Source organism: Streptomyces sp. NPDC051740 (assembly GCF_044453165.1).
In the GTDB taxonomy this organism is placed as follows: Bacteria; Actinomycetota; Actinomycetes; order Streptomycetales; family Streptomycetaceae; genus Streptomyces; species Streptomyces atrovirens.
Genome location: NZ_JBITCL010000003.1, coordinates 205,163 through 226,209, shown reverse-complemented (window position 1 = coordinate 226,209; position 21,047 = coordinate 205,163). Strand labels below are relative to the sequence as shown.

Genomic DNA, 21,047 nt, shown 5'->3' with positions numbered 1-21,047 from the left:
CCGTTCCGGGGAGTGGTGGGGCGGGTGTCAGGCGGCCGGCTGCCGCAGTACGGCGACCGCGCGGGGCCCGAGCGTGAGGACGCCGTCGGCGCCGGTGGTGCCGACGAGCACCTCCCCGTCGAGGCCGGGCACCGCGACGGTGTCGTCGGTCCGGTTCACCAGGAACAGGAACCGGCCCTCGGCACCCCGGCGTACGACCGGCTCGACCGACCCGCGTACCGAGGCGGGCAGTTCGCTCTCCACCCCGGCCCGCTCCAGCAGCCGGGGCAGCAGCGAGGTGAGCCCCTCGACACCGAGCCGGGTGGAGACGTACGTGGCGGAACCCCCGCCCGTCGGCCGCCGGGTGACGGCGGGCCGGCCCGACTGCTCGCCGGTGCGGTAGCGGGCCAGCACCTCCGTCCCGTCGCCGGTCACGGTGATCCGGTCGGTCCACAGGACGCCGGTCGTGCCGTCGTCGAGCTCCACACGGTCACCGGCGAGCAGTGGCCCGAACTCCTCGACGCGGATGCCGAGCAGGTCCCGCAGGGCGCCCGGATAGCCGCCGAGCCAGACGTGGTCGTGCTCGTCGACGACACCGGAGAAGTACGTGGTGATCAGATGGCCGCCCTGTTCGGCGTACCGGGTGAGGGTCTTCGCCAGGTCGGCCGGGACCACGTGCAGCACGGGGGCGATCAGCACCTGGTGGCGGTGCAGATCGGCCCGGGTGGTGACGAGGTCGGCGCGGACGCCGAGGGCGAGGAGCGCCGAGTACCAGTCGAGCGCCTCCTGCCGGTAGTCGAGCAGGGAGGTGGGGTGGGAGTCCTGCTCGCTCGCCCACCACGACTCCCAGTCGTAGAGGATGCCGACCCGGGCGGGCTCCCGCTCGGACCCGGCGAGCGGGGCGAGGTCCTTGAGGGTGGCGCCGAGGGCGGTCACCGCGCGGAACAGCTCGCTGTCCGCACCGGCGTGCGGAACCATCGCCGAGTGGTACTTCTCGGCACCCGCCGCCGACTGCCGCCACTGGAAGAAGCAGACCGCGTCGGCGCCGTGGGCGACGTGCAGCAGCGAGTCGCGGGTCAGGTCGCCGGGGCGCTTGGCCACGTTGACGGGCTGCCAGTTGACGGCGCTGGTGGAGTGCTCCATCAGGAACCAGGGCCGCCCGCCGGAGATGCCGCTGGTGAGGTTGGCGGAGAAGGACAGCTCGTCGCGGTCCTGCGGGCCGGGGTGCACGTAGTGGTCGTTGGAGACGAAGTCGATCTCGTCGGCCCAGTCGGGGTAGTTCATGCCCTTGGTGCCGCCCATCACCATGAAGTTGGTGGTGACGGGGACGTCCGGGGTGAGCTCCCGCAGGATCTCCCGCTCGGCGCGCAGATGGTCCTTCAGCGCGTCCGAGGAGAACCGCTTGAAGTCGAGCTGCTGGGTGGGGTTGGGGTGGGAGGCGGCCAGCCGGGGCGGCAGGATCTGCTCCCAGTCGGTGTACCGCTGCGACCAGAAGGCCGTGCCCCAGGCGGTGTTGAGCGCCTCCAGCGTGGTGTAGCGGGAGCGCAGCCAGTCCCGGAAGGCGCGGGCCGCGTCGTCGGAGTAGTCGTAGACGTTGTGGCAGCCCAGCTCGTTGTTGACGTGCCAGGCGACGAGCGCCGGGTGACCGGCGTACCGGGTCGCCAGCTCCCGGACCAGGCGCAGCGCGTACCGGCGGAAGACGGGCGAGGTGGGGCGCCAGTGCTGGCGCGCCCCCGGCCACAGCGTCTCGCCGGTGGCCGTGACCGGGAGGATCTCCGGGTGGGCCGTGGTGAGCCAGGGCGGCGGGGAGGCGGTGGCGGTGGCGAGGTCGACGCCGACGCCGCCCTGGTGCAGCAGGTCCATCACCTCGTCGAGCCAGGCGAAGTCCCAGGTGTCCTCGGCCGGTTGCAGCCGGGCCCAGGAGAAGATCCCCACGGACACGAGGTTCACGCCGGCCTCGCGCATCAGCCGGACGTCCTCCTCCCACACGGTGCGGGGCCACTGCTCGGGGTTGTAGTCGGCGCCGTAGACGAGACGGGGGGCGGGGTCACCGTCCGCCCCGCCGGTGCGGGACAGGAGGGTGGAGATCATGGCGGTCCTTCCGGGTGGGGGCGTCGGGCGGCGCGCGGGATGGTGCGCGCCGCCCGGCGTGTGCTACTTCTCGACGGTGAAGCCCTGCTCCTCGGCGTACTTGACCGAGGCGTCCTGCCAGGCCTTCAGACCGTCCGCGAGCGTGGTGTCCGAGACGTAGGCCTTGCCGACCGTGTCGTTGAAGACCGAGTGGGCGTACTGCTGGAACGGCAGGTACGACCAGTCGCTGGCGACGTTCGCGGCGGACTCGGCGAAGATCTTGTTCGCCTCCTGACCGCCCAGGTAGTCGAACTTGGTGCTCTGGAACTCCGCGGACCGCAGTTCCGCCTTGGTCGCCGGGAAGGCGCCCTCCTCGACGCGGGTCCGGACGCCGTCACCGGAGTTCGCGTACTCCACGAAGGCGTAGGCGAGTTCCTTGTTCCTGCCGAGCGAGGGCAGGGTCAGCGAGCTGCCTCCGTTCTCCGCGCTGGCCTTGTCGCCCTTGGTCCAGGCCGGCATCGGGGCCGCGCGCCAGTCGCCGGCCGCGTTCGGCACGCCGCTGACGAAGTTGGCGGGCATCCAGGCACCGATGGTCAGGGTGGCGATGCTGCCGTCGCCCAGGCCCTTGTACCACTCGTCGGTCCAGCCGTAGACCGGGGCGAGGAGCTTCTCGTCGATGAGCTTCTGCCAGGTGTCCGTGTACTTCTTGGCCTTCGCGTCGCTGAAGTCGATCTTCACGTTGGTGCCGTCGACCTTGTACGGACGCGAACCGGCCTGCCACAGCAGGCTGGTGGTGAAGCCGGCGTCGCCGGCGTCGTTGGCGATGTAGACCTTGGGGTCGGCCTTGTGCAGCTTGCGCGCGGCGTCGACGTACTCGTCCCAGGTGGTCGGGACGGCGATCTTGTACTTGTCGAAGACCTTCTTGTTGTAGAACATCGCCATCGGGCCGGAGTCCATCGGCAGGCCGTAGACCGCCTCGTCCTCGCTCACGGCGTTCCACGGACCGGGCGTGTACGCGGAGGCCAGCTTGTCGGCGCCGAAGGGGGCCAGGTCGGTGAGGCCCTTGCCGAGGGCGTACTGGTTCACCGCGAAGTACTCGACCTGCGCGACGTCCGGGACGCCCTTCTCGGCCGATATCGCGTTCGACAGCGCGGTGTAGTGCTTGTCGCCCGACCGCTCGCTGACGAGGTTGATCTTGACCTTCGGGTACTTCTTCTCGAAATCGGCGGCGACCGTCTTCAGCGTGGGCTCCCAGGCCCACACCGTCACCGTGCCGCCCTTCTTCAGGGCCGCCTGGACGTCCGAGGCGGAGACCGCCTTGTCGGTGGAGTCGTCGTCGGAGCCGCCGCAGGCGGTGGCGCCCAGGGCCACGGCGGACAGAAGGGCGATGCCGCGCAGCAGGCGGCCGGTGTTTCTGCGCATGAGGGTGCTTCCACTTCTTCGTGGGTGGGACGGGGACGAGGGTGGTGGTGCGGGGGGCGGGGCTGAGGGGGCGGCCGGGAGCCGCGCGGTCACTCCTTGACGCTGCCCGCGGCGAGACCCGACTGCCAGTACTTCTGGAGCAGCAGGAACGCGGCGATGAGCGGCAGGATGGTGATCAGCGAACCGGTGATCACCAGGTTGAAGATGACCTCGCCACCGACGGTCTCGGCCTGGGAGTTCCACGCGCTCAGACCGAGCGTCAGCGGGTACCAGTCCGGGTCCTTGAGCATGATCAGCGGCAGGAAGTAGTTGTTCCAGGTGGCGACCGTGGTGAACAGCAGCACGGTCACGATGCCGGGGGCGAGCAGCGGGAGGGCGACGGTGAAGAAGGTGCGCGCCTCGCCGGCCCCGTCGATGCGGGCTGCCTCGAGGAGTTCGGTGGGGATGGCCTCGGTGGCGAACACCCACATCAGGTACAGGCCGAACGGCGAGACCAGCGAGGGGATGATCACCGCCCACGGGGTGTCGGTCAGGCCCATCTTGCTGAACATCAGGAAGGTGGGCACCGCGAGGGCCGTGCCGGGGACCGCCACCGCGCCGATGACCGTGGCGAAGACGCCGCGCCTGCCGGGGAAGTCGAACTTCGCCAGCGCGTAACCGCCGAGGACCGCGAGGAGGGTGGCCCCGCCGGCGCCCAGCACCACGTACAGCAGGGTGTTCAGCAGCCAGCGCGTGAATATGCCGTCGTGGTAGGTGAACGTGTCGCGGATGTTGTCCCACAGCGCGAAGTCGTCGGCGAACCACATCCCGGACGAGTCGGCCAGACCCGCCTGCGTCTTGGTGGCGTTGACGATCAGCCAGGTCAGCGGCACGACGGTGTAGACGACGACCAGAGAGGTCAGCACGGTCAGCAGCACGCTGCGCCTGGGCTTGTCGGCGGAGTGCCTGCGCGTCCCGCGCAGCCGTGGCGTGCTGCGGCCGGTACCGGAGGCCTTGGCGGGTGCGGCCGGGGAGGCGGTGGTGAGAGGGCTGCTCATCGGGTCACGCTCCCTTGCGCATGCCGCGCAGCTGCACGACGTAGGCGATCGCCATCGTGATCAGGCCCATGATGATGGCCACCGTCGCGGAGTAGTTGTGCTGCTGGCCGTTGAAGGACAGCGAGTACGTGTAGAAGTTCGGCGTGTAGTCGGTGGTGAGGGCGTTGCGGGCGAGCGGACGCAGGATGTTCGGCTCGTTGAACAGCTGGAAGCTGCCGATGATGGAGAAGATCGTCGCGATGACCAGGGCGCCCCGGATCGCGGGCAGCTTGATCGCGGTGATCACGCGGATCTGTCCGGCGCCGTCGATCTCCGCCGCCTCGTACAGGGAGTTCGGTATGACGCGCAGCGCCGAGTAGAAGATCAGCATGTTGTAGCCGACGAACTCCCAGGTGACGATGTTGCCGATGGACGCCAGCACCAGGTCGGAGGAGAGCGGGTCGGGCAGCGAGACGCCGAACGCCCCGTTGATGTCGCCGACCAGGCCGTACTTCGTGCCGTACATGAAGCCCCACATCAGGGTGGCGACCACGGCGGGCACCGCGTACGGCAGGAAGATCGTGATGCGGAAGAAGCCCTTGCCGTAGAGCCGGCCGCTGTCCAGGGCCAGGGCCACCAGCAGCGCGATGCCGAGCATGATCGGCACCTGGACGCAGAGGAAGAGCGAGACCCGGCCGAGGGCCGCCCAGAACCGGTCGTCCTGGAGCGCCTGTTCGTAGTTGTCGAGGCCGACGAAGGTGGTCCCGCCGATGAGCTGGTCGCGGAAGAGGCTCAGATAGATCGAGTACGCGATCGGTGCCAGGAAGACCAGGGCGAACACGGCCACGAAGGGACCGATGAAGCCCCACCCCGTCCAGGAGCGGCGGTCCCGTCTCGCCGGGGGCGGGGCCGGCCGCGCCTCGGCGGCCACCGGCGGTTGCAGCGTCGTCATGTCGTTCCTCGCTCGTCACCGTTCCGGACCGGCCGCCGCCCGGCGCGTGAGCCGGACGGCATGCCCCCTGCACATGATGTTTGCGTAAACATCGACTGCCGCGAAGCGCCGGGGAGCTGTTATGTTTACGTAAACATCGGATGGCGGAATGTTTACACCGCCCTCCTGAGAACGGTCAAGGGTCCCTTGGGAAACCGTGACGCGAGCGGTGACAGGAAGGCGGCTGACGGCGAGTGGACACGGCCGAGAGAACGCCGGCGGACGCACCCGGCCCCGCCGAGGCTGCCGACGCCACGACCGGCGGCGCCGCGCGCCGCACCCGGGGCGGTGCCCGCACCACGGCCTCCATGGCGGACGTGGCCCGGCTCGCGGGAGTCTCCTCGCAGACCGTCTCCCGTGTCTCCAACGGCTACGCGGGGGTCACCGAGGAGACCCGCCGTCAGGTGCTGGCCGCGATGAAGGAACTCGGCTACCGGCCCAACAGCGCGGCCCGCGCCCTCAAACGCGGCGAGTTCCGCACCATCGGCGTCATCACCTTCACCCTGTCCACCACCGGCAACGTCCGCACCCTGGAGGCGATCGCCACCTCCGCCGCGCGCGAGGGCTACGCGGTGACGCTGCTGCCGGTCGCCGTACCCACCCAGGACGAGGTGCGCGGGGCGTTCTCCCGGCTGGAGGAACTCGCCGTCGACGCCGTGATCGTCATCATGGAGGTCCACCTCCTGGACGCGGCGACCGTCACCCTGCCCCCGCACGTCCAGGTCGTGGTGGTCGACTCCGACGCCGGCGACCACTACACGGTCGTCGACACCGACCAGGCGGGCGGCACCCGCGCCGCCGTCCAGCACCTGCTCGGCCTCGGCCACCGCACGGTGTGGCATCTGGGCGGCCCCGAGGACTCGTTCGCCGCGCAGCGTCGTACGGACGCCTGGCGCGCGGCCCTCACCGAGGCCGGACGGGTGCCGCCGCCCCTCGTCCGGGGCGACTGGTCGGCGGAATCGGGCTACCGGGCCGGCCTCGAACTCGCGGCCAGGAACGAGTGCACGGCCGTCTTCGCCGCCAACGACCAGATGGCGCTGGGCCTGTTGCGCGCCCTGCACGAACGCGGCCGGCGCGTGCCCGAGGACGTCAGCGTCATCGGCTTCGACGACATCCCCGAGGCGTCCTCCTTCCTGCCCCCGCTGACCACCCTCCACCAGGACTTCGCCGAGGTGGGCCGGCTCTGCGTCCAGGCGGTGCTGAGCAAGGTGCGCCAGGACGGTCCCGAGCGGGGCACCACCCTCGTCCCGACCCGGCTGGTGCGGCGCGCCAGCACGGCACCGCCGCCGGTAACCGCCTGACCACCGAACTCCCTCCCTACGTAGACCAGTTGACGTGCGAGACTTGATGACCGTCAGGCACGCCCGGTCCGCTTCCCGGGACGGAAGCAGCCGATGGGCACGCCCTCCCGCCCTCCGCGGACCGACACCGGCAAGGCGCACCCGGCACGGGTCCACGACTGGCTCCTCGACGACCAGGACCCCTCGGCATCGTCGGCGAACCGTGGTCCGCGCTGCCGCCGGGCAGTCTCCTCGTGCTGTCGCACGCCGCCTACGACCTCCACTCCGAGCCGGCCGGCCGGGCGGGTCACGGCGGAGTACGCCCGTGCCGGCAGCCGCCCGGATCTCCGCACCCGTGCCGAGGCCGCCCGCTTCTTCGACGGCCCGGACCTCGTCGGCCCCGGCCCGGTGACCGCGCCGGAGTGGTTCCGGACCGTCCCGGCGCCGCCGCCCGAGGACAGCGGCATCCACGCGGGTGTGGCGCGTCTCTCCTGACCCTTCGGTGATCACCGAAGGGCGAGCGGGCTAGCGTCCTCACATGAACGTTTCCTCGGACCACGAACGGCACCGGGCGCCCTCGGGCGGCGACGACGCGACCGGAGCCACGGCGTGACGCCGCCGGAGATGGCCGGCGTCTTCGCGGCGGGCGTCGGCGCCGGCGCCATGAACGCGGTCGTCGGCTCGGGGACGCTGGTCACCTTCCCCGTGCTCCTCGCCACCGGGCTGTCCCCCGTCACCGCCACGGTCTCCAACGCGCTCGGACTGATCCCCGGCTCCGTCAGCGGCGCCATCGGCTACCGCAGGGAACTCGCGGGCCAGGGCCGGCGCGTCCGCAAGTTCGGCGTCGGCGCCGCGCTGGGCGGGCTCTGCGGCGCGACGCTCCTGCTGGCCCTGCCCGCCGAGGCGTTCGAGACCATCGTGCCGACCCTGGTGGGGCTCGCCCTCGTCCTCGTCGCGTTCCAGCCCCTGATCGGCAAGAAGGTGCGCGGCCGCCGCGCGAAGGGACACTCCTCCCGCCCCGACGGCGGATGGCAGCTGTCCGCCGGCCTGGCCCTGGCCAGCGTCTACGGCGGCTACTTCTCCGCCGCGCAGGGCATCATCTACATATCCCTGATGGGCCTGCTCATCGACGAGCCGCTGCAACGCCTCAACGCCGTCAAGAACGTGCTCGCCGCGATCGTCAACACGGTCGCCGCGGCCTTCTTCGTCTTCGTCGCCGACTTCGACTGGACGGCCGTCGCGCTCATCGCGGTCGGTTCCGCCCTCGGCGGCCAGCTCGGCGCCAGGACCGGCCGCAAATTCAGCCCCGCGGTGCTGCGCGCCCTCATCGTCACGATCGGCACCCTCGCCCTCGTCCAGCTGCTGCGCTGACCACAGCCCGCTCTCAGGGCAGGATCGGGTCGACGTAGCCGCCGTCGACCCGCAGCGCCCCGCCGGTCGTCGCGGAGGCCTGGTCGGAGCCGAGGTAGACGACCGTGTGGGCGATCTCCTCCGGCTCGATCAGCCGTTGCAGCAGCGACTGCGGCCGGTGCTCGCGCATGAAGGCACGCCGCGCCTCGTCCCACGGAAGACCGCGGTCCACCAGTTCGTGGACGAAGTCCTCCACACCGCCGGTGCGGGTGGGCCCGGCGATGACCGAGTTCACCGTGACGCCCGTGCCCGCCGCCTGTTTGGCGAAACCCCGGCTCACCGCGAGCAGCGCCGTCTTGGACATGCCGTAGTGGATCATCTCGGCGGGGGTGACGATCGCCGAGTCGCTGGCGATGTACTGGACGCGCCCCCAGCCGCGCCCGGTCATCCCCGGCAGGAACAGCCGGGTCAGCCCCACGGCGGCCAGGACGTTCACCTCGAAGTAGTGCCGCCACTCGTCGTCGGTGATCTCCAGCGGGTCCGCGGAACCGAAGACGCCGAGGTTGTTGACGAGGATGTCCACCCGCGGCAGCGCCTCGGCGACCTGCCCGGCGCCCGCCTCGGTGGTCACGTCCGCAGCGACCGGTACGACGTCGGCGCCCGGCACCTCCCGTTCGAGGGCGGCGGCGCTGTCCCGTACGCGCTCGGTGGAGCGCCCGTTGACCGCGACCCGGGCGCCCGCCCGCGCCGGCCCGGTGGCGATCGCCGCACCGATGCCCTGGGTGGAACCGGTGACCAGCGCCGTACGGCCCTTGAGATCGATCTGCACGTCGTGTCTCTCCTCCACCTGGGTACCAGTGCCTGCATGCGATGCCCGAACACGGACCGAAGGTGCTGCCCGCGCACACGCTCCGCCTGCTCCTTCCCCGCAACAGTGGTCGAATCACCGCGAACCGCCCGTTGGGCATACGCTTCTGATAACGCACTCGTGAGAAGGCGGGAGACGACGTGACGGCCGAACACGCGGACGTGCCGGACGGTCGGACGGAGGCCGGGGCCGGTGGGAACGGCGACGATCTGCTGCACGGGCTGGAGGTGGACGCCCGGCGCCCGGAGCGGCCCGTGCTGCTCGACGCCGACGGCACCCCGATCGAGACCTGGCGGGAGAACCACCCCTACGACCGCAGGATCAAGCGGGCGGAGTACGACCGCACCAAGCGCATCCTGCAGATCGAACTGCTGAAGATGCAGCGGTGGGTGAAGGACACCGGTCAGCGCATCGTGGTGCTCTGCGAGGGACGGGACGCGGCCGGCAAGGGCGGCACCATCCAGCGGTTCATGGAACGCCTCAACCCCCGCGGTGCCCGCGTGGTCGCCCTGGAGAAGCCGACCGAGCGGGAGTCGGGCCAGTGGTACTTCCAGCGTTATGTGGCCCATCTGCCGTCCTGCGGCGAGATCGTCTTCTTCGACCGCTCCTGGTACAACCGCGCGGGCGTCGAGCGGGTCATGGGCTTCTGCACGGAGGCCGAGTACCGCCAGTTCCTCCAGCAGGCGCCCATGTTCGAGCGGCTGCTCACCGACGACGGCATCATGCTGGTGAAGTTCTGGTTCTCCGTCTCCCGGGCCGAGCAGCGGACCCGGTTCGCGATCCGCCAGGTCGATCCGGTGCGCCGCTGGAAGCTGACGCCGATGGACCTCGCCTCGCTCGACCGCTGGGACGACTACACCGAGGCCAAGATCGAGATGTTCCGGGCGACGGACACGCCCCACGCGCCGTGGACGGTCGTGAAGAACAACGACAAGCGCCGGGGACGGCTGGAGGCCATGCGCAGTCTCCTCGACCGCTGCGACTACCCGGCGAAGGACCACGAGGCCCTGGGCAAGCCGGACCCGCTGATCGTGGGCTCGGCGGACACCCTGCTGGAGGCCGGTGAGGAACCCGCGGTCCTCTCACCGACCCCCCTGGCGGGACCCGGCCACGGCCCGGGCAGTCACCCGGATACGTGATCCCGTCATCCCAGCGGCAGCGTCACCTCGCCCGAGCCCTGTGCCTCGGCCCCGCCGGGCACGCGCACCGTGAACGGCCGGTCGGTCCCGGACGCCGTGACCCGCAGGACGTCGCCGTCCCGCCGGACCCGGAACGTCGCGGCCGGCAGCCCCGCCGTGTCCGGCACGGTGACCTCGGCCGCGTAGTCGGCCGCGGCCGGGGGGTGCACGAGCAGGACCGGAGCGTCCAGCCAGTCGCCGTCGGGCCGGGAGTCGTCGCCGGACAGCGGCAGCACGGCGCCCTCACGGACGTACAGCGGAAGGCTGTCGTAGCCGTGCCGTTCGGTGCGCCAGCAGGGGCCGGTGACCCGCTCGCCGCTCAGCAGGTGGGTCCAGGTGCCCTCGGGCAGATAGACCTCCACCTCGCCGTCCTCGCTGAACACCGGCGCGACCAGCAGGTCGGGGCCCAGCATGTACTGGCGGTCGAGTGGGCGGCACGCCGGATCCCGGGGGAACTCCAGCACCATGGGCCGCATCATCGGGACGCCCGTGCGGTGGGCCTCGGCGGCGGCGCCGTACAGGTACGGCATCAGGCGGTGCTTGAGCAGGGTGAACCGCCGGGCGACGTCGACCGCCTCGTCGCCGAACTCCCACGGCACCCGGTACGACGTGGAGCCGTGCAGCCGGCTGTGCGAGGAGAGCAGGCCGAAGGCGAGCCAGCGCTTGAACACCTCGGGGACGGGTGTGCCCTCGAAGCCGCCGATGTCGTGGCTCCAGAAGCCGAACCCGCTCAGCGACAGGGACAGGCCGCCGCGCAGCGACTCGGCCATCGCCTCGAAGGACGCCCAGCAGTCGCCGCCCCAGTGCACCGGGTACTGCTGGCCGCCGGCGGTCGCGGACCGGGCGAAGAGCACCGCCTCACCCTGCCCGCGCTCCTTCTCCAGGAGCTCGAACACCGTCCGGTTGTACAGGTGGGTGTAGTAGTTGTGCATCCGCTCCGGGTCGGAGCCGTCGTGCCAGACGACATCGGTGGGGATGCGCTCGCCGAAGTCCGTCTTGAAGGTGTCCACGCCCTGGTCGAGCAGCGGCTTGAGCTTCGACTGGAACCAGGTGCGGGCGTCGGGGCTGGTGAAGTCGACCAGGCCCATGCCGGCCTGCCACAGGTCCCACTGCCACACGTCGCCGTTCGGGCGGCGCACCAGGTGCCCGAGGGCGGCGGCCTCGTCGAAGAGCGGGGACTTCTGGGCGATGTACGGGTTGATCCAGATGCTGATCCGCAGGCCCTTCTCCTTGAGCCGGGCCAGCATGCCCTCCGGGTCGGGGAAGACGTCCGGGTCCCACTGGAAGTCGCACCACTGGTACTCGCGCATCCAGAAGCAGTCGAAGTGGAACACCGACAGCGGGATGCCGCGCTCGGCCATGCCGTCGACGAACGAGGTCACCGTCGCCTCGTCGTACGACGTGGTGAAGGAGGTGCTGAGCCACAGGCCGAACGACCAGGCCGGCGGGAGGGCCGGGCGTCCGGTGAGGGCCGTGTAGCGGCCGAGGACGTCCTTCGGGGTGGGGCCTGCGACGACGTAGTACTCCAGCGCCTGGTCCTCGACGCTGAACTGGACCTGCCCGACGGACTCGGAGCCGATCTCGAAGGAGACGGCGCCGGGATGGTTGACGAAGACGCCGTAGCCGCGGGAGGAGAGGTAGAACGGGATGTTCTTGTAGGCCTGCTCGCTGCTGGTGCCGCCGTCGGCCTGCCAGACGTCGACGGTCTGGCCGTTCTTGACGAACGGGGTGAAGCGCTCGCCCAGGCCGTAGATCTGCTCGCCGACGCCGAGCGACAGCCGGCTCAGCACATGGTGGGCTCCCTCGCCGGTGGTGGCGAAGGCGGTGCTCTTGGCGTCGGCGCGGGTCAGTTCGCGTCCGTCCGCGTCGTGGAAGGAGAGCCCGAAGGGGCCGTCCCCGTCCAGTCGCAGGGTCAGGGGGCCGCTGGTCAGCTCGGTGACGGTGCCGTCCTGGCGTACCGTCCCCGCGCCGTCCGCCTCCTTGGTGAGGGCGAAGTCGGGACCCGGCCGGTACTTGCCCGCGTGGTGGGTGACCCGGACGCCGATCACGCCCTCGGCGGGGGAGAAGCACTCGACCGTGATCAGCGGCGCGTTGAGGGTGTCGCCCCTGCGTGTCACTTTCTTCACGGCGGCGTAGCCGGTGAAGCGCTTCGATTCCGGGCGCACATCGCGCACTTCGGTGGCGTACGAGATCTGGACACCGTCGCGGATGCGCCAGAAGCCGTCAGTGAATTTCATGGTCTTCCTCGGAGGGGGAGGTCGGCAGAGGCTCGGAAGGAAGCTTCTGACCAGGAACTATGACAGGAGACGCAGAACCTGTCACGCCTTGGCGCAAGCAGATCGTATCGCTGGGGGGCTAGCGCGACCCGCTTCCGCTGGCGTATTAGTAATCAGGCAAAACAAATTACACCCGGTGCAGCGCCAGGCAACACCTCGGCGAGAGCCGCCCCAAGTCGAAGCGCTTCACCTGCCTCCTGAACGAGTCACCAGCTCAGCGCACGTTGAGCCGGTCCCCACGCAAGGGCACCCACCGTGACAGCACATCCTCCGGTTGCCGCACACCGCGCGCGCGGACGTTCGCGCGGAGCCGTCACGTCGTTCGCCGCCGTCTCCGCCCTCATCGCCGGAGCGGCGCTGACCGGCTGCGCACAGCAGCGCGACAGCGACGTGTACACCGTGATGAACTCCTCGACCGACGAGACCTACCACCGCTGGGACGCCGAGGCGATGGCCCGCTGCGGCGAGCAGCTGGGCGTCACCATCGAGCAGCAGAGCGTCCCCGCCTCGCAGGTGATGACGAAGGCCCTGCGCATGGCCTCGTCGAAGTCGCTGCCGGACATCGTGCAGTTCGACGCCTCCGAGATGCCGACCTTCGCCGACGCCGGCGGCCTCGTCGACCTGCGCACCCTGGGTCTCGCCACCGACGACGTCCCCGAGGGCATCGTCGACTTCGGCTCGTACAAGGGCACGTACTACGGAGCGGCCCGCTCCGTGAACACCCTCGCGCTCTTCTACAACAAGGACATCCTGGAGGAGGCGGGCGTACAGGTGCCCACCACCTGGGACGAACTGCGCCGGGCGGCGGAGAAGCTCACCGAGGGCAACCGGTACGGCGTGGCGCTCAGCGCGGGCGGCGCCGAGGACGGCGTCTTCCAGTTCACGCCGTTCATGTGGTCCAACGGCGGTGACGAGACAGATCTCGACAGCCCTCAGGTCGTCGGGGCGCTCGACTACTGGAAGGCGCTGCTCCAGGACGGGTCGCTGTCCAGGTCCACGGTCAACTGGACGCAGGCCGATGTGAACGACCAGTTCATGGCCGGGAACGCCGCGATGATGATCAACGGCCCGTGGCAGGTCGAGACCCTCAACACCAAGAAGTCGCTGCACTGGGAGATCGCGCAGATCCCCGTCCCCGAGGCGGGCGCCGACTCGGTGGGACCGCTCGGCGGCGCGGTGCTCACCGTGCCCAACACCGGTGACGCCGAGCGCGAGAAGACGGCCGGCCGGATCGTCGACTGTCTGGCGAGCGAGAAGGAACAGCTCACCTACGCCCTGAACAGCTGGATGGTCCCGGCCAACGAGAAGGCCGCCGCGAAGTGGCGCGAGGAGGTGCCAGAGCTGGACGCGCTGGCCGACCAGGTCGCCGCCGCCCGGTCCCGCACCGCCAAGCTCGGCGCCGGCTGGTCGGGCGTGTCGCTCGCCCTGCAGAGCGCCTTCCAGTCCGCCCTGACCGGCCAGTCCAGCGAAACCGCCCTGCGGCGCGCCCAGCAGCGCGTCACGAGCGGGAACTGAGGTACGCGCCCATGACCACGTCCACCGTCACCGCCGTGGCGTCAGCCGAGACGTCCGGCAAGGCCGCCGCGCCGGACCCGGGCCGGCAGCGCCTGCGCCGCAGGCTCGCCCAGTGGGGCTTCGTCGCCCCCGCCGTCGTCTTCATGCTGCTGTTCTTCGGCTACCCGCTCGTCCGCAACATCGTGATGAGCTTCCAGCACTACACGCCGAAGACGTTCTTCACCGGCGAGGCCCCGTTCAACGGCACCGACAACTGGTCGTCCGTCTTCCAGGACGTCCTGTTCGGCAAGGCCCTGTGGCACACCCTCGTCTTCACCGCCGGCTCCCTGCTCGGCCAGTTCTGCATCGGCCTCGCCCTCGCCGTCTTCTTCAACCGCAGGTTCCCCCTGAACGGTGTCCTGCGGTCGTTGATCCTGCTGCCCTGGCTGGTGCCCATGGTGGTGTCCGGCATCGTGTGGCGCCGCATCCTGGACCAGGACACCGGCGTACTGAACACCTTCCTCGACACCGTGGGCCTGGGCGGTCAGACCCCGTGGCTGACCAGCCCCGACATGGCGCTGCTGTCGGTGATCCTGGTCAACATCTGGATCGGCATCCCGTTCAACATGGTCATCCTCTACGGCGGCCTCCAGGAGATCCCCAAGGAGCTGTACGAGGCGTCCGCCCTGGACGGCGCCTCGGCCTGGCGGACCTTCCGCTCCATCACCCTGCCGATGCTCAAGCCGGTGATCACGGTCGTCCTGGTGCTGGGCTTCATGTCGACGGTCAAGATCCTCGACCTGATCCTCGCCCTCACCGACGGCGGACCCGCCGACGCCACCCAGACCCTGGGCACGCTCACCTACCAGAACTCCTTCGTGGAGCTGGACTTCGGCGCCGGCGCGGTCGTCGGCAACGTCCTCATTCTCATCTCCGCGGTGTTCGCGGTGTTCTACCTGCGGGCCAACCGCACCGAGGGGAAGTGACCGACATGGCCGCCGACACTCCCACCGCGTCCCGGCACCGCTGGGGCTCCACCGTCGCCGGTGTACTCGTCCTGGGCGTGATGCTCTTCCCGCTGTACTGGATGCTCAACACGGCACTCCAGCCCGAGTCCGGCCTGCTCCAGGTCGACCCGGTGCCGGGCAGCCTGGACCTCTCCGGGTTCTCCAAGGCCGTCACCGACCAGGGCGGTCACCTGCTGACCTCCCTGCTGGTCTCGTTCGGCGCCGTCGCCATCTGCCTGGCGATCTCCGCCCCGGCGGCCTACGGCCTGGCCCGGTTCGGCCTGCGCGGCTCGCGCACGATCGTCTTCGGCACCCTGATCACCCAGATGGTGCCGGGCATCGTCATCGCCAACGCCCTCTACAACTCGTACGTCGACCTGGGCCTGGTGAACTCCTACTTCGGCCTGATGCTCGCGGACGCCTCGCTCGGCATCCCGTTCTCCATCGTCCTCATGCGCTCCTTCATGGTGTCCATCCCGGGCGAGGTCATCGAGGCCGCCGAGATCGACGGCGCCGGCCCGGTACGGGTCTTCCTGCGGGTGGTGCTCCCGATGAGCCGCAACTCGCTGATCACCTCCGGCCTGTTCGCGTTCCTGTTCTCGTGGAGCGACTTCATGTTCGCGCTCACCCTGAACACCACCGACGACGTCAAGCCGATCACGCTCGGCATCTACCAGTACATCGGCGCCCACGTCGGCGACTGGGGCGCGGTCATGGCCGCGTCCGTGCTCTCCGCCGTCCCGGCCGCGATCCTGCTCGTCCTCGCCCAGAAGTACATCGCCGCCGGCATCACCGGGGGCTCCGTCAAGTGATCACCGCACGTCTCGAGATGGACCTGAACACATGAGCGACTTTCCCGGTTTCCCGCCCGGCTTCGTCTTCGGCGCCGCGACCGCCTCGTACCAGATCGAGGGCGCGGCGTACGAGGACGGCCGCGGCCCGTCGATCTGGGACACCTACAGCCACACCCCCGGCCTGGTCGCGAACGGCGACACCGGTGACGTCGCCTGCGACCACTACCACCGCTACCCCGAGGACGTGGCCCTGCTGCGCGACCTCGGTGTCGGCTCGTACCGCTTCTCGATCGCCTGGCCGCGCATCGTGCCCGACGGCACCGGCCCGGTGAACCCCAAGGGCCTGGACTTCTACTCCCGTCTGGTCGACGAACTCCTCGCCGCCGGCATCGAGCCGGCCGCCACCCTCTACCACTGGGACCTCCCGCAGGCCCTGGAGGACCGGGGCGGCTGGCGGGTACGGGAGACCGCCGAGCGGTTCGCCGAGTACGCGGCCGTCGTCGCCGAGCACCTGGGCGACCGGGTGCCCCGCTGGATCACCCTCAACGAGCCGTGGTGCAGCGCCTTCCTCGGCTACTCCGTCGGCCGCCACGCGCCGGGCGCCCGCGAGGGCCGGGGCGCCCTGGCCGCCGCCCACCACCTCCTGGTCGGCCACGGACTCGCCGTCCAGGCGCTCCGGTCCGCCGGGGTCCGCGAGGCCGGCATCACCCTCAACCTCGACCACCACCTGCCCGCCACCGACTCCGCCGCCGACCGTGAGGCCGTCGTACGCGCCGACACCCTGCACAACCTGGTGTGGACGGAGCCCATCCTCGCCGGGCGCTACCCGGACACCGAGGAGGACACCTGGGGCGAGCTGATCACCGCACAGGACTTCCGCCGCGACGGCGACCTGGAGCTGATCGGTCAGCCGCTGGACTTCCTCGGCATCAACTACTACCGCCCGATCGTCGTCGCCGACGCCCCGTACCGCGAGGGCGACCCCGCCCTGCGCGTGGCGACCGACAACCGCTACGCCGAGACGCCGATGCCCGGCGTCCGGCACACCGCGATGGGCTGGCCGGTGGCCCCGGACACCTTCACCGACCTCCTGGTGGACCTGAAGGAGCAGTACGGCGACGCCCTGCCGCCGGTGCACATCACCGAGAACGGCTCCTCCGAGGACGACGAGGTGAGCGCGGACGGCGCCGTGCACGACACCGACCGGGTGGCGTACCTGCGCGACCACCTCACCGCGCTGCGGGCCGCGATCGACGCGGGCGTGGACGTGCGCGGCTACTACGTGTGGTCGCTGCTCGACAACTTCGAGTGGGCCTTCGGCTACGACAAGCGCTTCGGCATCGTCCGGGTCGACTACGGCACGCAGGAGCGCACCCCGAAGGACAGCTACCACTGGTACCGGCGCATGATCGCCGCCCAGCGGCCCTGACGGACCGGCCGCCCTAGGCGGCGCCTTCGCGGTCGTCGAAGGCGCCGCCGACGCCCGGTTCCGGCCGCGCCGTGAGCGGCAGGACGACGGGGGAACCCGCGTCCGCCGCCCCGGCGGTGGCGACGGGCTTGCGCAGCAGGAGCAGCGCCGCGTCGTCGTGCAGCCGGCCGCCCACGTGGTCCAGCAGCTCCTGGTGCAGCGCGGCGAGCGTGCGGGCCGGCTCGTCGCACAGGTGCCGGGCCAGCCCCTCGGCCAGCGGGTAGAACGCACGGCCGGCGTCACGGGCCTCCGTGACCCCGTCGGTGTAGAACAGCAGCTGGTCCCCCTCGGTGAAGGACACCACCTGAAGGCCGGGGGACTCGCCCGACAGGGCGCGCAGCCCCAGGGGCGGCGCCGGGCTGACGGGGTCCACCGGCACCACCTCGGTGCCGCGGACCAGCAGCGGGGGAGCGTGCCCGCAGTTGACCACCTCCAGCCGCCCCGGCTCCGGATACCCGGCGACCACGGCGGTGACGAAGTCGTCGTGGCCGAGGTTGCGGGCCAGACTCCGTTCGATCCTGCAGACCACGTCCAGCAGATCGGGCTCGTCGTAGGCGGCCTCCCGGAAGACACCGAGCACCAGGGCGGCCGTCCCCACGGCCGGCAGCCCCTTGCCGCGCACATCGCCGACGATCATCCTGACCCCGTGCGGAGTGGGGATGAGGGCGTAGAGGTCGCCGCCGATCCGGGCCTCCGCCGCGGCGGCGCTGTAGTGGACCGCCGCCTGGAACGGGCCGACGGTCTCCGGGACCGGCTTGAGCAGGGCGTGCTGCGCGGTCTCCGCGACGGAACGGACGGCGGCGAGCACCCGCTCGCGGCGTTCCCGCAGGGCGCTGGCGAGCGTGCCGGCCAGGGCGACGGTCACCAGCGCGGCGAGCACGACGGCCAGCTCCGAGGCCGCCATGCCGTGCCGGGCGCCGATCGCCGCGCCGAGGAGGGAAGCGAGGAGACCCACCCCGAGGACCCCGGCCGGCCGGCTGGTGGCCGCCGCCAGCGCCGGCCCGGCGGCGAGCAGCGGCAGCCAGACCTTGCCCGTTCCGCCGACGAGGTCGACGAACACGACGAGGAAGACGATCAGTACGGAGAGTGCCGGCGTGCCGGCGGCCCAGTGCGCGACGGCCCGTGCCCGGGGCGACCACGTGTGGCGGGCCCCCCGCTTGTACTGCCGCATCGGCCAGTGGTCGCGTCCATGCTGACGGGCGTGACTCATGTGTCGTCCGCAGTCCTCACCTTTGCGCGGCGTGCGCGCAGCCGTAATGTCTGACTTAATCAGGAAAAATGATCGTCGCGAACGTCACAAGGGTGCGCTTTTCAGATAGTGAGCGACAGGCCCCGGGTCACCCGCCCGGCCACGGGCAGGAGGTACTCGCGGACCTCGTCCAGCCGGTGCAGCCGGTCCTTGCGCATGGACACGCCGAGCGAGCCCAGGGTGTTTCCGCTGTAGACCGGCACCGCGATGCAGACGGTGCCCAGGGAGTACTCCTCCAGGTCGGCGACGGCCGGAGCCAGGGCGCTGCTCTCCAGCCGGCGCACCAATTCCTCGGCCGTGGTGATCGTCCGCGGGGTGAGGTCGTTGAGGGGGTGCCGGGAGAGGTACTCCTTGCGTGCCTCGTCGTCGAGCTCCCGGAGCACCGACTTGCCCAGCGCGGTGGCGTGCCCGGCGTCCTCGAACCCCACCCAGAGTTCGGCCCGCGGGGTGCGGGGGCTGTCGACGATCTCGGCGACGCGGATCTCGCCGTCCTCGTAGAAGGTGAGGTAGGCGGCGGTGGACAGCTCGTCCCGGAGCGCGGCGAGCGCCGGCCTGACCCGGCTGAGCAGCGCCTGTTCCCGGCTCGCCGTGGGCAGGGTCCGGAACCGGTCGCCCAGGACGAATCCGCCGTCGTCCAGCTTGCGCAGATACCCGTCGTGCACCAGCGTGCGCAGCAGGTGGTAGGCCGTGGCCAGGGGCAGACCCGTCTCCCGTGCCAGCTGTTTCGCCGGCGCGCCGTTCTGATGGGCGCTCGCCGCCTCCAGCAGCCGGAAGGCACGCTGTACGGAGGCGATGAGTGTCGGGGCCGCACCCATGCGACCAGCCTGCGCCGGACGCCCGCCGCAGGCAAGTGAATCCCCGCCTCACCTGTCGTCTTCGGGAGGCTCACCTCCTGTCGGTCGCGGGTGTCGGCCACCGCCCGTGCGGGGCTGGAGCGGGAGTGGGGGCGGAGCCGGTGGCTGTGGAACGAGCGCGTGGCGCGTTCCCGGAAGGCGCACGCCGAGGGTGAGGTGTGTGGTCCGGCCCGGCCGGACGGGGTGCCGACCCGGGCCCGTGGGGGTGACACCGTGGCGGCCGAGGGTGCCTCGGTGCCGCAGCGGCGGACCATCCGTGACTTCACCGCCTCCCGCGCGAAAGCCCTGAAGGGCATCAGGAACCGGCTGCCGCCGAGGTGGCGGGCCGGGATGCCCCGCCACGAGAAGCGGCACGGGGCCGGCCCGTCGCTCGACTGCGCGCGGCGCGGCTTCCGCCCCAGGGGCGGGCGGCTGCACCTGGCGTACCGGACTCCCAAACCGTTGACAGGTCCATACCAGGACGAGATTCTGAGAGCGCTCTCAGAACGACTCCCCCCACAGTTGAACGGAGAAGGAGCATGCTGCGCACACTCAAACGCCGGGCCATGGCGGTGGGGTTGAGCATCGCCACGGTGCTCGGCGGCTCACTGCTCGCCACCGGAGTGCCGGCACCCGCCCACGCCGCCGCGGTCCCGGACACCATCCCCCTGAAGATCACCAACAACTCGGGCCGCGGCGAGCAGGTGTACGTCTACAACCTCGGCACCCAGCTGTCGACCGGCAGACAGGGCTGGGCCGACGCGAGCGGCACGTTCCACCCCTGGCCCGCGGGCGGCAACCCGCCCACCCCCGCACCCGACGCCTCGATAGCGGGCCCGGCGGCAGGACAGTCCACGACCATCCGCGTCCCCAGGTTCTCCGGCCGCGTCTACTTCTCCTACGGCCGGAAACTCGTCTTCAAGCTGACCACCGGCGGCCTGGTACAGCCCGCCGTGCAGAACCCGACGGACCCCAACCGCGACATCCTCTTCAACTGGTCCGAGTACACCCTCAACGACTCGGGCCTGTGGCTCAACAGCACCCAGGTGGACATGTTCTCCGCCCCCTACTCGGTGGGGGTGCGGCGCGCCGACGGCAGCACGACGAGCACCGGCAAGCTCAGGCCCGGCGGCTACAACGCGGTCCTCAACACACTCAGGGGACAGTCCGGAGGCTGGGCCGGCCTGGTCCAGACCCGCTCCGACGGCACCGTGCTGCGCGCCCTGTCCCCGCTGTACGGACTGGAGACGGGCGCCCTGCCGGCGTCGGTCATGGACGGCTACATCAACCGGGTCTGGCAGAAGTACGCCGGCTCCACCCTGACGGTCACGCCCTTCACCGACCAGCCGGGCGTCAAGTACTACGGCCGGGTCTCCGGCGACGTCATGAACTTCACCAACGGCGCGGGAGCCGTGGTCACCAGCTTCCAGAAGCCGGACGGCTCCTCCGTCTTCGGCTGCCACAGGAGGCTCGACGCCCCCAACGACCAGGTGCGCGGCCCGATCTCCCGCACCCTGTGCGCCGGGTTCAACCGCTCCACCCTCCTGACCAACCCCAGCCAGCCCGACTCCGGCTCCGGCGGCTTCTACCAGGACCCCGTCACCAACCACTACGCCCGCGCCATCCACGCGCAGACGGCCGACGGCAAGGCGTACGCCTTCGCCTTCGACGACGTGGGCAACCACGAGTCGCTCGTCCACGACGGCAACCCGAGCCAGGCATCCCTCACCCTCGACCCGTTCAGCTGACCGGGCCGGTGGCGGCGCGCGGAC

The 21,047-nt window shown here is 70.8% G+C and carries 17 protein-coding genes; 9 read left to right on the top strand and 8 right to left on the bottom strand.

Annotated features, from left to right (window positions below):
* Positions 1–27: 27 nt before the first annotated feature.
* The 4 genes from ACIA6T_RS06745 to ACIA6T_RS06730 form a co-directional block, all read right to left on the bottom strand.
* A complete protein-coding gene (locus ACIA6T_RS06745) occupies positions 28–2,070 on the bottom strand; it encodes a beta-galactosidase (protein WP_399445468.1) in 2,043 nt (680 codons plus the stop codon).
* Between the two features lie 63 nt (positions 2,071–2,133).
* A complete protein-coding gene (locus tag ACIA6T_RS06740) occupies positions 2,134–3,471 on the bottom strand; it encodes an ABC transporter substrate-binding protein (protein WP_399445467.1) in 1,338 nt (445 codons plus the stop codon).
* An 89-nt stretch (positions 3,472–3,560) separates the two neighbouring features.
* Positions 3,561–4,508, bottom strand: coding sequence for a carbohydrate ABC transporter permease (locus ACIA6T_RS06735; protein ID WP_399445466.1), 948 nt, complete (start codon positions 4,506–4,508; stop codon positions 3,561–3,563).
* Positions 4,509–4,512: 4 nt separating this feature from the next.
* Entirely contained in the window at positions 4,513–5,439 is a 927-nt protein-coding gene (locus ACIA6T_RS06730; protein WP_399445465.1) for a carbohydrate ABC transporter permease, read from the bottom strand.
* A 347-nt stretch (positions 5,440–5,786) separates the two neighbouring features.
* Here ACIA6T_RS06730 and ACIA6T_RS06725 point away from each other — a divergent pair, with 347 nt between their 5' ends.
* The 3 genes from ACIA6T_RS06725 to ACIA6T_RS06715 all read left to right on the top strand — a co-directional run bounded on the left by ACIA6T_RS06725 (position 5,787) and on the right by ACIA6T_RS06715 (position 8,129).
* On the top strand, positions 5,787–6,779 hold the full coding sequence (locus ACIA6T_RS06725; RefSeq protein ID WP_399445711.1) for a LacI family DNA-binding transcriptional regulator: 993 nt from the start codon (positions 5,787–5,789) through the stop codon (positions 6,777–6,779).
* A 93-nt stretch (positions 6,780–6,872) separates the two neighbouring features.
* Positions 6,873–7,253, top strand: coding sequence for an SAM-dependent methyltransferase (locus tag ACIA6T_RS06720; protein WP_399445464.1), 381 nt, complete (start codon positions 6,873–6,875; stop codon positions 7,251–7,253).
* A 129-nt stretch (positions 7,254–7,382) separates the two neighbouring features.
* On the top strand, positions 7,383–8,129 hold the full coding sequence (locus ACIA6T_RS06715) for a sulfite exporter TauE/SafE family protein (protein WP_399445710.1): 747 nt from the start codon (positions 7,383–7,385) through the stop codon (positions 8,127–8,129).
* 13 nt (positions 8,130–8,142) lie between these two features.
* Here the strand turns inward: ACIA6T_RS06715 and ACIA6T_RS06710 are convergent, their stop codons facing one another.
* Positions 8,143–8,937: an SDR family NAD(P)-dependent oxidoreductase gene (locus tag ACIA6T_RS06710; protein WP_399445463.1), complete on the bottom strand. Its 795-nt coding sequence runs from the start codon at positions 8,935–8,937 to the stop codon at positions 8,143–8,145.
* A gap of 200 nt (positions 8,938–9,137) precedes the next feature.
* Here ACIA6T_RS06710 and ppk2 point away from each other — a divergent pair, with 200 nt between their 5' ends.
* Entirely contained in the window at positions 9,138–10,115 is a 978-nt protein-coding gene (gene ppk2, locus ACIA6T_RS06705) for a polyphosphate kinase 2 (RefSeq protein WP_399445709.1), read from the top strand.
* Positions 10,116–10,120: 5 nt separating this feature from the next.
* Here ppk2 and yicI read toward each other — a convergent pair whose 3' ends face one another.
* The gene (gene yicI, locus ACIA6T_RS06700; protein WP_399445462.1) at positions 10,121–12,391 is read right to left on the bottom strand and encodes an alpha-xylosidase; all 2,271 of its coding nucleotides are present in this window, start codon (positions 12,389–12,391) and stop codon (positions 10,121–10,123) included.
* A gap of 294 nt (positions 12,392–12,685) precedes the next feature.
* Here yicI and ACIA6T_RS06695 point away from each other — a divergent pair, with 294 nt between their 5' ends.
* From ACIA6T_RS06695 to ACIA6T_RS06680, 4 genes are read left to right on the top strand one after another with little or no spacing between them, the layout of a single operon-like run.
* The gene (locus tag ACIA6T_RS06695) at positions 12,686–13,945 is read left to right on the top strand and encodes an ABC transporter substrate-binding protein (protein WP_399445461.1); all 1,260 of its coding nucleotides are present in this window, start codon (positions 12,686–12,688) and stop codon (positions 13,943–13,945) included.
* A gap of 11 nt (positions 13,946–13,956) precedes the next feature.
* Positions 13,957–14,910 (top strand): carbohydrate ABC transporter permease, encoded by a 954-nt coding sequence (locus ACIA6T_RS06690; RefSeq protein WP_385196917.1) that lies wholly within the window; start codon positions 13,957–13,959, stop codon positions 14,908–14,910.
* Positions 14,911–14,915: 5 nt separating this feature from the next.
* Complete coding sequence (locus ACIA6T_RS06685; protein ID WP_399445460.1) at positions 14,916–15,743, top strand: carbohydrate ABC transporter permease; 828 nt, start codon at positions 14,916–14,918, stop codon at positions 15,741–15,743.
* A 31-nt stretch (positions 15,744–15,774) separates the two neighbouring features.
* The gene (locus ACIA6T_RS06680; protein WP_399445459.1) at positions 15,775–17,154 is read left to right on the top strand and encodes a GH1 family beta-glucosidase; all 1,380 of its coding nucleotides are present in this window, start codon (positions 15,775–15,777) and stop codon (positions 17,152–17,154) included.
* A gap of 13 nt (positions 17,155–17,167) precedes the next feature.
* Here the strand turns inward: ACIA6T_RS06680 and ACIA6T_RS06675 are convergent, their stop codons facing one another.
* On the bottom strand, positions 17,168–18,403 hold the full coding sequence (locus ACIA6T_RS06675; RefSeq protein WP_399445458.1) for a PP2C family protein-serine/threonine phosphatase: 1,236 nt from the start codon (positions 18,401–18,403) through the stop codon (positions 17,168–17,170).
* Between the two features lie 101 nt (positions 18,404–18,504).
* A complete protein-coding gene (locus ACIA6T_RS06670) occupies positions 18,505–19,257 on the bottom strand; it encodes an IclR family transcriptional regulator (protein ID WP_399445457.1) in 753 nt (250 codons plus the stop codon).
* Between the two features lie 557 nt (positions 19,258–19,814).
* Between ACIA6T_RS06670 and ACIA6T_RS06665 the strand changes: the two genes are divergently transcribed.
* Positions 19,815–21,023, top strand: coding sequence for a glycoside hydrolase family 64 protein (locus tag ACIA6T_RS06665; RefSeq protein ID WP_399445456.1), 1,209 nt, complete (start codon positions 19,815–19,817; stop codon positions 21,021–21,023).
* Positions 21,024–21,047 lie beyond the last annotated feature (24 nt).